Origin of the sequence: Kineococcus endophyticus, assembly GCF_040796495.1 — a bacterium.
In the GTDB taxonomy this organism is placed as follows: domain Bacteria; phylum Actinomycetota; class Actinomycetes; order Actinomycetales; family Kineococcaceae; genus Kineococcus; species Kineococcus endophyticus.
The window spans coordinates 139,230-151,987 of record NZ_JBFNQN010000002.1 but is presented as its reverse complement, the minus strand read 5'-3'; the positions used below and the strand labels follow the sequence as shown (position 1 = coordinate 151,987).

The 12,758-nt window shown below is 74.5% G+C and carries 10 protein-coding genes; 7 read left to right on the top strand and 3 right to left on the bottom strand.

All coding sequences use genetic code 11. The annotated features are described in order from the left end of the window. Positions 1-14: 14 nt before the first annotated feature. A complete protein-coding gene (gene allB / locus AB1207_RS02990; protein ID WP_367636520.1) occupies positions 15-1,355 on the top strand; it encodes an allantoinase AllB in 1,341 nt (446 codons plus the stop codon). Here allB and AB1207_RS02985 read toward each other — a convergent pair. Then, positions 1,321-2,850, bottom strand: a complete 1,530-nt coding sequence (locus tag AB1207_RS02985; RefSeq protein ID WP_367636301.1) for a helix-turn-helix domain-containing protein — start codon at positions 2,848-2,850, stop codon at positions 1,321-1,323. The two genes, allB and AB1207_RS02985, sit on opposite strands and share 35 nt — an antisense overlap. A 159-nt stretch (positions 2,851-3,009) precedes the next feature. Between AB1207_RS02985 and AB1207_RS02980 the strand changes: the two genes are divergently transcribed. From AB1207_RS02980 to katG, 3 genes are all read left to right on the top strand, one after another. Further along, positions 3,010-4,410 (top strand): aspartate aminotransferase family protein, encoded by a 1,401-nt coding sequence (locus tag AB1207_RS02980; RefSeq protein WP_367636300.1) that lies wholly within the window; start codon positions 3,010-3,012, stop codon positions 4,408-4,410. A 65-nt stretch (positions 4,411-4,475) separates the two neighbouring features. Continuing rightward, the gene (locus AB1207_RS02975; RefSeq protein WP_367636299.1) at positions 4,476-4,961 is read left to right on the top strand and encodes a Fur family transcriptional regulator; all 486 of its coding nucleotides are present in this window, start codon (positions 4,476-4,478) and stop codon (positions 4,959-4,961) included. A 1-nt stretch (position 4,962) separates the two neighbouring features. Further along, complete coding sequence (gene katG / locus AB1207_RS02970; RefSeq protein WP_367636298.1) at positions 4,963-7,203, top strand: catalase/peroxidase HPI; 2,241 nt, start codon at positions 4,963-4,965, stop codon at positions 7,201-7,203. Positions 7,204-7,295: 92 nt separating this feature from the next. On the opposite strand, the gene AB1207_RS02965 is transcribed toward katG, so the two are convergent. Then, entirely contained in the window at positions 7,296-8,351 is a 1,056-nt protein-coding gene (locus tag AB1207_RS02965; RefSeq protein WP_367636297.1) for an acetamidase/formamidase family protein, read from the bottom strand. A gap of 175 nt (positions 8,352-8,526) precedes the next feature. Between AB1207_RS02965 and AB1207_RS02960 the strand changes: the two genes are divergently transcribed. From AB1207_RS02960 to AB1207_RS02950, 3 genes are read left to right on the top strand one after another with little or no spacing between them, the layout of a single operon-like run. After that, a complete protein-coding gene (locus AB1207_RS02960) occupies positions 8,527-9,708 on the top strand; it encodes a pyridoxal-phosphate-dependent aminotransferase family protein (protein ID WP_367636519.1) in 1,182 nt (393 codons plus the stop codon). Further along, on the top strand, positions 9,708-10,961 hold the full coding sequence (locus tag AB1207_RS02955; RefSeq protein ID WP_367636296.1) for an allantoate amidohydrolase: 1,254 nt from the start codon (positions 9,708-9,710) through the stop codon (positions 10,959-10,961). The genes AB1207_RS02960 and AB1207_RS02955 overlap by 1 nt, the downstream gene beginning before the upstream one ends. Before the next feature lie 7 nt (positions 10,962-10,968). Next, a complete protein-coding gene (locus tag AB1207_RS02950; protein ID WP_367636295.1) occupies positions 10,969-11,811 on the top strand; it encodes a MurR/RpiR family transcriptional regulator in 843 nt (280 codons plus the stop codon). A 9-nt stretch (positions 11,812-11,820) separates the two neighbouring features. Here the strand turns inward: AB1207_RS02950 and AB1207_RS02945 are convergent, their stop codons facing one another. Further along, complete coding sequence (locus AB1207_RS02945; RefSeq protein WP_367636294.1) at positions 11,821-12,735, bottom strand: alpha/beta hydrolase-fold protein; 915 nt, start codon at positions 12,733-12,735, stop codon at positions 11,821-11,823. Positions 12,736-12,758 lie beyond the last annotated feature (23 nt).

The window sequence follows — 12,758 nt, the reverse complement described above, 5'->3', positions numbered from 1 at the left end:
GGACGGAACAACTGCTGGACCTGGTGGTGCGGGCGGACCGCGCCGTCGTGGACGGGACCGAACGCGCTGTGTCGCTGGGGATCTCCGGCGGCCGCGTCGTAGGGGTCGAGGACCGGGACCACGCGTGGCCCCCGTCCGTGCGCGACCTCGTCCTGGGGCCCGACGAGGTGCTGCTGCCCGGTCTCGTGGACCCGCACGTCCACGTCAACGAACCCGGCCGCACGGAGTGGGAGGGTTTCGCCTCCGCGACGCGGGCCGCCGCGGCCGGCGGGGTCACGACGATCGTCGACATGCCGCTCAACAGCATCCCCGCCACGGTGGATCCGGACGCCCTGGCCACCAAGCGCGCTGCGGCGCAAGGGCAGTGCGTCGTCGACGTGGGGTTCTGGGGTGGCGCCGTCCCGGGGAACGCCGACCAGCTCGCCCCGCTGCACGACGCGGGGGTCTTCGGCGTCAAGTGCTTCCTGCTCGACTCCGGTGTTCCCGAGTTCCCGCCGCTGGACGCCGCGGGCCTGTGCGACGCGCTGACCGAACTCGCCCGCATCGACGGCCTGCTCCTCGTGCACGCCGAGGACGGGGACGCGCTGACCGAGCACGACGGGGGTCCCTCGTTCGCGGAGTTCGTGGCCTCGAGGCCCCCGTCCGCCGAGGCGTCCGCGGTGCGCACGGTCGCCGAGGCCGCCGCCCGCGCGGGGGCCCGGGTCCACGTCGTGCACCTGTCCTCGGCGGCCGGATTGGCCGAGGTGCGGGCGGCGAAGGCCGTCGGCACCCGCATCACCGTCGAGACCTGCCCGCACTACCTCGCGCTCGCCGCCGAGGAGGTCCCCGACGGCGACACGACGTTCAAGTGCTGCCCGCCGATCCGCGACCGTGCCGAGCAGGACGCCCTGTGGCGCGGGCTGCTCGACGGCACGGTCGACTGCGTCGTCTCGGACCACTCGCCGTGCACCGCGGAGCTCAAGCGGCTCGACGAGGGCGACTTCGGTGCGGCGTGGGGCGGGATCGCGTCCGTCCAGCTGGGGTTGCCTGTCGTCTGGACCGCGGCCCGCGAGCGCGGCGTCCCCCTGCCCACCGTCGTCGGGTGGATGGCGACGGCGACCGCGGACCTCGTCGGGCTCGCCGACCGCGGCCGTCTGGCCGCCGGGTGCGTCGCCGACTTCTCGGTGTTCGCGCCCGAGGCCGAGTGGGTGGTCGACCCCGCCGCACTGCAGCACCGCAACCCCGTCTCCCCGTACGCGGGCCGGACGCTCACCGGTGTCGTGCGGTCGACGTGGCGACGTGGGGCCGAGGTGGACCCGCGGGTCCCCGCCGGGGAACTCCTCACCCGGCCGGGCGTGGCGGTCCCGGCAGGCTGAGCAGCGCGAGGTGGAGCCCGAGCCGCACCTCGGGGTCCTCCAGGTCGCGGCCCAGTCGCCGCGCGAGCCGGTCGACCCGGCCGTAGGTGGCGGGGCGGGACAGGTGCAGCCGCTCGGCCAGCCGCGTCATGGACCCGTTGACCTGCAGGTGGGCCGTGAGCAGCGCCAGGTCGTCGGGGGTCTCGAACAGCGGCGCGAGCTGGGCCTCGGCGAAGGCGGTCAGCCGGGCGTCCCCGCGCAGCCGCCACAGCAGGCCCCGGACACCGAGGTCGGCGGTGCGGTGGACCCGGCCCGGCGTCCGGTGCGGGGACGTGGCGGCGACCTCGGCGACGTGCCGGGCCTCGGCGAACCCCTCCGCGGTGGCGTGCAGGTCGGCGACCGGCTCCGCGGCCCCGAGCATGGCCCCCTCCGGCAGGTCCGCGGCCAGCCGGTCCAGGGCGGCGGTGACGACCCGGGGTGCCCCGACGAGGAGCACCCCGACCACCGCGCCCGGCCCCTCCGCCGGGCCGACCATCCCGGTCAGCCCCGCCGACCGCGTCCGCGCGAGCGCCGCGGAGACCGCCGGCCGCTCCGCGCCGACGACCGCGGCCGCCGCGAACCCGGTGCGCGGGCTCAACCCCAGTGCGCGCAGCCGTTGCCGCAGAGCCGGTTCGTCGTCCCGGCGGGCGCGCAGGAGGTCGCGGACGAGGTCGTCGTGGGCGCGCCGGGCCAGGTCCCCGTCGTCGGCGGGCCCACCGGACAGCAGCCGCACGACGGTGAGCGCCTCCGCGGCCCGGTCGAGCACGAGCAGCGGGTCCGGCGCGGAGTGCGGGCCGGGGGCGACGAGCCGGCCCCAGCGCCGGCCGGGCGCACCGGCCGGCACGACGACCCACCCCTGCGCCTCCGGCGCGCGCCGGGACCGCCGGGACCAGTCCACGAGCAGCTCCGCCGTCCCGACGGGCTGCGCCACGTGCGCGACGACGCGGTGCGCGAGGTCCTCGAGGACGACGGGGCCGCCGAGCAGCCCGGCGGCCCGGTCCAGCACCTCCTCCACCCGCGTCCCGACGAGGCCGAGCGAGGCGAACGTCGCGTGCACCCGCTCGGCGAACCGCAGCCGGTCGTACTGCTCGTGCAGCAAGCGTCCGTGCACCTGCTCGGTCACCTCGACGAAGCGGACGACGCGGTGCAGCTCGACGAGGGGCAACTGCGCGGCGCGTGCCGCCCGGACCAGGTCCGGCGGCACCCGGCCGAGGTGCTCGGTGAGCTCCACCACGACCGCGACCACACCGGCCTCCACGAGCGAGGCGGTGAAGCCCTCGGCGTCGAAGTCCGCGGCGGCCCAGCCCATCCCGGTGGTCAGCAGCAGCTCGCCACCGCCGAGCAGCCCGGCCACGTCGACCTGCTCGGTGACGTGCACCCACCGCACGGGGACGTCGAGCCGGTCCTGCCCCGTGCGGACCCGGGGAGCACCGGCCGCGAGGACGGGCAGGGCGAGGACGTCGGCCACGGTGAGCACCCGCGGAGCCTACGACGGTCCGTCGGGCTCCAGGGGCGAACGCCGACGTTCCGTCGCTGGCCCGCTCCGTCCGCGCAGGACCAGGGTGGGAGGATCGGCCGGGCGCACGTCCCGCCGACGGCGCCGCGAGGCGGACAGGTGAGCCGAGGAGGACCGGACATGACCGTGACCGAGCAGACCGTGGTGGGGACCGGGGCCTCCGACCTCACCCAGGCCGCGCGCGACCACCTGTGGATGCACTTCGCCCGCATGGGCGCCTACCAGGACAAGCCCGCCCCCGTCATCGTCAAGGGCCGGGGCGCCCGCATCTGGGACGACCAGGGCCACGAGGTGCTCGACGGCCTCTCGGGACTGTTCGTCGTCCAGGTCGGGCACGGCCGCGAGGAGCTCGCCGAGGTCATGGCGAAGCAGGCCCGTGAACTCGCGTTCTTCCCGGTCTGGGGCTACGCCACCGAACCGGCCGTCGAACTCGCCGACCGCATCGCCGGGTACGCGCCGGGCGACCTCAACCGCGTGTTCTTCACCACCGGCGGCGGCGAGGCCGTCGAGAGCGCCTGGAAGGTGGCCAAGCAGTTCTTCAAGCTGACGGGCAAGCCCCTGAAGCACAAGGTCATCTCGCGGGCGACCGCCTACCACGGCACCCCGCAGGGGGCGCTCGCGATCACCGGGCTGCCGGCCATGAAGCAGGCGTTCGAACCGCTGACGCCCGGTGGGTTCCGCGTGCCGAACACGAACATCTACCGGGCCGAGCGCATGGGGGCGCCGACCGACCCGGTCGCGTTCGGGCGCTGGGCCGCGGACCGCATCGAGGAGGCCATCCTCTTCGAGGGCGCCGACACCGTCGCGGCCGTCGTCCTCGAACCGGTGCAGAACTCCGGCGGCTGCTTCACCCCGCCGCCCGGGTACTTCCAGCGGGTGCGCGAGATCTGCGACCGGCACGACGTGCTGCTCGTCTCCGACGAGGTCATCTGCGGGTTCGGCCGGCACGGGACGATGTTCGCCGCGGAGAAGTTCGGGTACCAGCCCGACATCATCACGTGCGCCAAGGGCATGAGCTCCGGCTACGGACCCATCGGGGCGATGATCGCGACCGACCGCATCATGGAGCCGTTCCTGCAGGGCAAGAACTTCTTCCCCCACGGCTACACGTTCGCCGGCCACCCCGTCTCCGCCGCCGTGTCCCTGGCCAACCTCGACATCTTCGAGCGCGAGGGGCTGAACCAGAACGTGCTCGACAACGAGCAGGCCCTCGGGAACACGCTGCGCAAGCTGCTCGACCTCGACATCGTCGGCGACGTCCGGGGTGACGGGTACTTCTGGGCCGTCGAGCTCGTGAAGGACAAGGCGACGAAGGAGACCTTCGGGCCGGCCGAGCGCGAGACGCTCATCAAGCAGTTCCTGCCCGGTGCCCTGTTCCGCAACGGGCTGTACTGCCGTCCCGACGACCGCGGTGAACCGGTCGTCCAGGTCGCGCCGCCGCTGACGTGCGGTCAGGCCGAGTTCGACGAGATCGAGCGGGTCCTGCGCACGACGCTGACCGAGGCGATGCGGCTCGTCTGACGCCCGGCACGAGGAGGACACCCCCTGGTCTTGACTCGTTCAAGTCCAGGGGTCAGGATGACGCCGTGCCATCGACCCAGGAGCTCGAGCAGGTGCTCCGCGCCGCCGGTCTGCGGGTCACCCGTCCGCGCCTGGCCGTCCTCGACGCCGTGCACGCTCTGCCGCACGGCGACACCGAGGCGCTCATCGGGGCCGCACGGTCCCGGGCGGACGGTGTCTCCCACCAGGCGGTCTACGACGTGCTGCGCGTCCTGACCGACCACGGTCTGGTGCGGCGCATCCAGCCGCAGGGGTCGGTGGCGCGCTACGAGGCGCGGGTGGCCGACAACCACCACCACCTGGTGTGCCGCGTGTGCGGTTCCATCAGCGACGTCGACTGCGCCACCGGGCAGGCCCCGTGCCTGCACCCCCCGGTCGTCGACGGTTTCGACGTCGACGAGGCCGAGGTCATCTACTGGGGCCGGTGCCGGTCCTGCGCGACGGCCGCGGCGTCCTCCACCGAGCCCTCAGACCCCTCAGACCCGGTCGTCCTCCAGCAGAGAGAAGCGTGACGTGACCGAGCTCGACAACGCCCGAGACAAGACCCAGGACAAGGCGCAGACCGCGTCCACCACCGAGAGCGAGAACCCGGCGATCAAGTCGCCGACGCCGTCCACGGGTGGCCGGCCCCGCACCGTGCAGGACTGGTGGCCGAACCAGATCGACCTGTCGGTCCTGAACAAGCCGTCCAAGGACTCCGACCCGCTGGGCGAGGACTTCGACTACGCGGCCGAGTTCGCCACGCTCGACGTCGAGCAGCTCAAGCGCGACGTCGCCGAGGTCATGCACACCTCCCAGGACTGGTGGCCGGCGGACTGGGGCCACTACGGCCCGCTGTTCATCCGCATGTCCTGGCACGCCGCGGGCACCTACCGCATCGCCGACGGCCGCGGTGGTGGCGGTGAGGGCGGCCAGCGCTTCGCGCCGCTCAACAGCTGGCCCGACAACGCCAACCTCGACAAGGCGCGCCGCCTGCTGCTGCCGATCAAGCAGAAGTACGGCCGCAAGATCTCCTGGGCCGACCTCCTCGTCCTGGCCGGGAACGTCGCGCACGACGACATGGGCCTGAAGACCTTCGGGTTCGCCTTCGGCCGCGCCGACACCTGGCAGCCCACCGAGGTCTTCTGGGGTCCGGAGGACACCTGGCTCGGCGACGAGCGCTACGCCGAGGAGAACCCCCTCGACCTCGACGAGGGCGACCTCGCGGCCGTCACGATGGGCCTCATCTACGTCAACCCCGAGGGCCCGAAGGGTCAGCCCGACCCGCTGGGTTCCGCCCACGACATCCGCGTGACGTTCGGCCGCATGGGCATGAACGACGAGGAGACCGTCGCGCTCGTCGCCGGTGGCCACACGTTCGGCAAGACCCACGGCGCCGGGAACCCCGACCTCGTCGGCCCGGAGCCCGAGGGCTGCCCGGTCCACGGCAACGGCCTGGGCTGGATGAACCAGCACGGCACCGGCAAGGGTGCGGACACCATCACCAGCGGTCTCGAGGGCGCCTGGACGCCCACGCCGACGCAGTGGGACAACACCTACTTCGAGACGATGTTCGCCCACGAGTGGGAACTCACCACCAGCCCCGCCGGTGCGAAGCAGTGGAAGCCGAAGGACCCGGCCGCCGCCGACCTCGTGCCCGACGCGCACATCGAGGGCAAGCGCAACGCCCCGATGATGCTCACGAGCGACCTGGCCCTCATGGCGGACCCGGTCTACCACGAGATCTCCAAGCGGTTCTACGAGAACCCCGAGTACTTCGCCGACCAGTACGCCCGCGCCTGGTTCAAGCTGCTGCACCGCGACATGGGTCCGCGCAGCCGCTACCTGGGCCCGGACGTCCCGGCCGAGGAACTCATCTGGCAGGACCCGACCCCGGCCGTCGACCACGAGCTCGTGGCCGAGGCGGAGATCGCGGACCTCAAGCAGCGCCTGCTGTCCTCCGGGCTGAGCGTCTCCCAGCTCGTCCACACCGCGTGGTCGTCGGCGGCGTCGTTCCGCAGCACCGACAAGCGCGGCGGGGCCAACGGTGCCCGCCTGCGCCTCGAGCCGCAGCTCGGGTGGGCCGTCAACGAGGGCGTCCGCGACGTCCTGCCCGTCCTCGAGCGCATCAAGGACGAGTTCGAGTCGGCCACGGGCGCCAAGGTCTCCCTCGCCGACCTCATCGTCCTCGGTGGGACGGCCGCGGTGGAGAAGGCGGCGGCCGACGCCGGCGTCTCCATCACCGTGCCGTTCTCGCCCGGCCGCACCGACGCCTCCCAGGAGCAGACGGACGTCGAGAACTTCCGCTGGCTGGAGCCCCGTGCCGACGGGTTCCGCAACTGGGTCAAGCCCGGCAGCAAGCTGCAGCCGGAAACCCTGCTGCTGGACCGCGCCTCCATGCTCGACCTCACCGCGAAGGAGATGACCGTCCTCGTCGGCGGCCTGCGCGTGCTGGGCGCGAACACCGGAGGCGTGCAGCACGGTGTCTTCACCGACACCCCGGGTGTCCTGTCGCAGGACTTCTTCAGGAACCTGCTGGACCTGGGCGTGCAGTGGCGGACCGCCACCGAGGCCGAGGGCGTCTACGAGGGTCTGGACGCGGACGGCAACGTCGTCCGCACGGCCACCGCCGCCGACCTCGTGTTCAACTCGAACTCGATCCTGCGCGGCATCGTCGAGGTCTACTCGGCCGACGACGCCAAGGAACTGTTCGTGCAGCACTTCGCCGCGGCGTGGCAGAAGGTCATGGAGCTCGACCGCTTCGACCTGCGCTGAGCACCCCGTAGCACCAGGACGCCCCGGCCCGCACTCCCGTGCGGACCGGGGCGTCCCGCGTTTCCGCGCCCGCCCCGACTGGCCTTCGGGCCTCAGGCCGGGGGGCGCTCGGTGAGGTCGGCGAGGTCGGCCTTGCGGAGGAGCCCGTGGACTCCGCTCACGCGGTCGACGACCTGGGAGACGGCGAAGTCGCCGGCCGCGGACAGGTACGCCAGGGCGTGGGCCGGGTCCATCCCGAGGTCGACGAGGAGCGCGACGGCGGTGCGCACGGCACGGCGGGCGGCCTCGTCGAGGTCGACGTCCAGGCCGATGGGGACGAGGAACTCCGGGGTCTCACCCCACAGCACGTCCCGGACCCGGACGGCGGCCTCCGGCACGAGGTCGAGCCGCAGCCGCGCGCGCAGCGGGGCCTCGAACGCCGTGAGCGCGACCTCGCCGTCGCCCTGGGCGTAGTGCGGGTCGCCGGTGTGGAACAGGGCGCCCTCCACCTGGACCGGCAGGTGCAGCGTCGACCCGACGCCGAGGACCGACACGTCGAGGTTCCCGCCGTGCATCCCGGGCGGTACGGAGTGCAGGTGCTCGGGCCCGGGGGTTCCGACGCCGACGAGGCCGAGGAACGGACGCAAGGGGAACCGGACGCGGGCCGCCGACCCCTCGGCGACGGGCAGGGCGCCGCAGCGCGCCCCCGTTCGCGGGTCCGTCTCGACGCGGGCGAGGACGGAGACGACGTCCTGCCCGTCGCGGGGGAACTCCCCGGGCAGGGCGCCGCGGCCGTGGCGGTTGCTGACGACGCCGAAGTCCGCGCTCAGGACGAGTTCCTCGACGGTGACCGACAGCACGTCCCCGGGGCGGGCGCCCCGCACGTGGACGGGGCCGGTGACGACGTGCGGGCCCTGCCGCAGCGGGTCGTGCTCGACCGAGCGCGCGATCTCCATCGCGTCGGCGAGGACGGCGTCCGCGGGAACACCGCGCGCGGTGAAGAAGGCGAGCGGGTCCCGGCCCTGGTCCTCGAGGATCCCCTCGTGGCTGACGGTGTCCACGACGACCACGTCGCCCGGGTCGACCGTCAGGACGGAGGGGTCGCCCGCGCAGGGGAGGTCGCCCCAGCGCACGGTGCCCGGCGTCGAGGGGAGCAGGTGGACGGTCAAGCGGGCCTCCCGGGACTCTGGCGCGGTGGAACGATCGTTGCATAGACTCGACCTCGTGGAACAGACGGTTCGTGAGGTGGGTGGTCGTGAGGTGGGTGTCCCGGTGACCACGGTGGACGAGGCGCTGCTGCGGACGGCCGTGGGAGCCCCGGTGGCCCCGCCGCCCCGCCTGCTCATGGGGCCGGGCCCGATCACGGTCGACCCGCGCGTCCTGCGGGCCATGTCCGCGCAGCTCGTCGGCCAGTACGACCCGGCGATGACGGCCTACATGAACGAGACCCAGGCGCTGTACCGCGAGGTGTTCCGCACCCGCAACGAGGCGACGGTCCTGGTCGACGGGACGAGCCGCGCGGGCATCGAGGCGGCCCTCGTCTCCCTCGTCCACCCCGGCGACCGCGTCCTCGTCCCCGTGTTCGGCCGCTTCGGCCACCTGCTGCGCGAGATCGCGGAGCGGTGCGGTGCCGAGGTCCACGTCCGCGAGGTCCCGTGGGGCGAGGTCTTCACGCTCGAGGCGGTCGAGCAGGCCGTCCGCGAGGTCCGGCCGCACCTCGTCGCGATGGTCCAGGGCGACACGTCGACGACGATGAACCAGCCCCTGGAGGGCGTGGGGGAGGTCTGCCACCGGCACGGCGCCCTGCTCTACGTCGACTGCACGGCCTCGTTGGGCGGCAACGCCTTCGAGATGGACGCCTGGGAGGTCGACGCGGCGACGGCGGGGTTGCAGAAGTGCCTGGGCGGCCCGTCCGGCAGCGCGCCGCTGTCGTTGTCGCCGCGGGCCGTGGCGGTCGTCGACGGCCGCCGCAGCGTCGAGGCCGGGTTGCGCTCCGACGACGAGGACGTGGCCCCCGCGCCCGTGCGCATCCGCTCGAACTACTTCGACCTCGGGATGGTCCTGGACTACTGGGGCGAGAAGCGCCTGAACCACCACACCGAGGCCACGACGATGCTCTACGGGGCGCGGGAGTGCGCCCGCCTCCTGCTCGAGGAGGGGATCGGGAACTCCATCGCCCGGCACCGGCTGCACGGGGAGGCCGTCCTGGCCGGCGTCCGGGCCCTGGGCCTGGAGGTGTTCGGCGACGTCGCGCACAAGATGCACAACGTCGTGGCCGTCGAGGTCCCGGCCGGCGTCGACGGCGAGGCCGTCCGCGCCGAACTCCTCCACGACTACGGGATCGAGATCGGCACGAGCTTCGGTCCCCTCGCCGGCCGCGTCTGGCGCATCGGGTCGATGGGCTACAACGCCCGCAAGGACGCCGTGCTCGTGACGCTCGCCGCCCTGGAGCAGGTGCTGCGCCGGCACGGGGCGCGGGTCGAGGCCGGGGCGGGATGCGCAGCGGCGCAGGAGGTCTACGCCTGATGGGCGTCGCGGCGCCCGCGCCCGACGCCCAGCGCGTCCTCGACCGTTGCGACGACCTGGCGGCGGTGTCCGCCTCGCCGGACGGCATCGAGCGCGTCCACCTCTCGCCCGAGCACGCGCGGGTCAACGCGGTCGTCGCGGGGTGGATGACCGAGGTCGGTCTGGACACCCGTGTCGACCAGGCCGGGAACCTCTGGGGACGTCTCGAGGGCCGGGAACCGGGACTGCCCGCGCTCGTCCTCGGCTCCCACCTCGACACCGTCCCCGACGCGGGCCGGTACGACGGGATCCTCGGGGTCCTCAGCGCGGTCGAGGTCGTGCGCCGGCTCGCGCCGCGCGCCGCCGGTCTGCCGTTCGCCCTCGAGGTCGTGGCGTTCTCCGACGAGGAGGGCACGCGGTTCGCGACGGCTCTCATGGGCAGTTCGGCCGTCGCCGGGACGTGGCGCGAGGAGTGGTGGGACCGCACGGATCCGGCCGGGACGACCGTCCGCGAGGCCGCGGAGGCGTTCGGTCTGGACCCGGCCCGCATCGGGGAGGCCGCCCGCCGCCCCGAGGAACTCCTCGGCTACCTCGAACTCCACATCGAGCAGGGACCGCACCTCGAGGCCGCCGACCGCGCGCTCGGCGTCGTCACATCCATCGCGGGTGCCCGCCGGTTCACCGGTCGCGTCGTCGGCGAGGCCCGGCACGCGGGCGGAACCCCCTACCCGCGGCGCCGGGACGCGCTCGTCGGCGCGTCCGAGGTCGTGCTGGCCGTCGAACGCCTGGCCAAGGAGCGCGACGGCATCGCCACGGTCGGCCGGTTGCAGGCGTTCCCCGGCGGGGTCAACGTGGTGCCCGGGCTCGTCGAGTTCTCCCTCGACGTGCGCGACGAGCACGACGCCGACCGGGACGCCCTCGTGGAGGAGATCCGCACGGTCGCCGAGAACGCTTGCGCGGCACGGGGCCTGAGGCTCGAACTGACCGAGGTGCACTCCGCGGCGGGTGTCTACTGCGACGAGGCGCTGCAGCGGTCGGTGACGGCCGGCATCGCGGCGACGGGCGACGCCGAACCCCTGCGCCTGTGGTCGCGGGCGGGCCACGACGCCATGGCCGTCGCCGCCGTGACCGGAGTGGCGATGGTGTTCGTCCGCTGCGAGGACGGTGTCAGCCACGCTCCGGACGAACGGGTGACGCTCGCCGACGTCGCCGTGGGTCTCGACGCGTTCGAGGCCGCCGTCCTCGACGTGGCGCGGACCCACGGGAACGGGTGAGCGGGTCGTGGACGAGGACGGGATCCGCGAGCGCATCGAACGGTCCTGGAGCGAGCTCAGCCCCGTCGAGCGCCAGATCGCGCAGCTGCTGCTCGAGCGGGACGACGACGACCTCGCGGCGTGGACGACGACGGAACTCGCCGGCGCGGCCGGGGCCTCGAAGGCCTCGGTGAGCCGCTTCGTCCGCCGGCTCGGGTTCGGCTCCTTCGCCCAGGCGCGGACGGCGGCGCGGTCGGCGCGGGCACGGGGGGTCCCGACGGGCGGGCTGCCCCCGAGCGCGGCGGGGCCGGCGGCGCTGCACGTCGAGCACGACACGGCGAACCTCGCGCGCACGGCCGACGCCCTGGCGCGCGTGGACCTCACCGCGTGCTCGCGCCTCGTCGCCCGGGCCCGACGCGTCGTCGTGGCGGGGTGGCGCAACAGCTTCCCGGTGGCCCTGCACCTGCGCGAGCAGTTGCTGCAGGCGCGGCCCGACGTCGTGCTCGCCCCGCAGCCGGGGCAGACGGTGGCGGAGGAGTTCGCCGACCTGGGGCCGCGGGACGCGGTCGTGGTCGTGGCCTTCCGGCGCCGGACGCCGCACGCGGCGTCGGCCCTGCGGCTGGCGCACGCGCAGGGGGTACCGTCGGTCCTGTTCACCGATCCCGCTGCCGGGCCCCCGGCGGCCCCGGTGGCGCACCGGTTCGCGGTCCCGGTCGACGGGCCCGGTGCCTTCGACAGCTACGCCGCCGCGATGACGGCGGCCGCCGTCCTGGCCGAGGGCGTGCTGGCGGCCCGGGGCGCCGCGGGCCGGGACCGCGTCGCCGCTGTCAGCTCCGCGCTGGAGGACCTGGACGAGCTCGAGGTCCGGTGACCCCGGGGTTCAGGCCGTGAGGGCCGCGCCGGCCAGGCGCAGCCAGTCCGGGACGAGGCTGCGCCAGTACCCGGTCGTGTGGGCCCCGTCGCCGATCCCGCCCGCCGGGGTGGGGCGGCAGGCGTCCCGGTAGCGCTCCGTCTGCTCCCGGAACGGGTCGTCCCGCCCGCACGACACCGACAGCGCGACGCCGCCGGTCCCCGGCTCCCGGACGAGGTCGCCGTAGCGGTGCCAGTCGTCGGGGTCGTCGAAGGACCCGGCCGACGTGGCCCCGGCCGAGGCGAAGAGGGCGGGGCTGCCGGCGGCTGCGGCCACGAGCGTCCCGCCCGGGGTGAACCGGCCCGCCGCGGCCTCGCGGGCCAGCAGCAGCGCTCCGAAGCCGCCCATCGACCAGCCCGCCACGGCCCACCGCGTGAGGTCGAAGCCCGCCCCGGCCAGGCGGGGCCACAGCTCGCCGGTGAGCATGGCCAGCGGGTCGTCCCCGTCGGCCCGGGGGTGCCAGTACGTCGAGCCGCCGTCGACGCTCACCACGGCCAGCGGTGGTCCACCCGCGGCCAGGTGGGCGGCCAGGTACTCGTGCATCCCCAGCTGGGTGAAGGCGGCGTGCGCGTCCACGGCGCGGCCGTGCAGGACGAGCAGGACGGGCAGGCCCCGCGCCGGACGCCCGGGCGGACCGGCCCACCCCCACGTGACGTCCCGCCGGCGGGCGGCGGAGGCGAAGGTCGCGTAGACGGGACCGGTGCCCCCGGCGGAGGGGACGGTCGCGTCGACCTGCCCGATGCCGAGCCGGCGACGCGCCGAGGACACCGGGCGGGAGGACTCCAGGGAGGAGCGCAGCGGCTCGTCGAGGGCGAGGGCCCCGGCGCCCCCGAGGGCGACGGCGCCCACGCCGACGAGCACGGCGCGACGGCGAGGACTGGACACCCGTCCAGGCTGCTCCCGCCGGG

Coding starts and splice junctions, on each gene's coding strand:
- AB1207_RS02980 (WP_367636300.1), top strand. CDS start 3,010: ATGACCGTGACCGAGCAGACCGTGGTGGGGACCGGGGCCTCCGACCTC.
- AB1207_RS02960 (WP_367636519.1), top strand. CDS start 8,527: ATGGGGCCGGGCCCGATCACGGTCGACCCGCGCGTCCTGCGGGCCATG.
- AB1207_RS02955 (WP_367636296.1), top strand. CDS start 9,708: ATGGGCGTCGCGGCGCCCGCGCCCGACGCCCAGCGCGTCCTCGACCGT.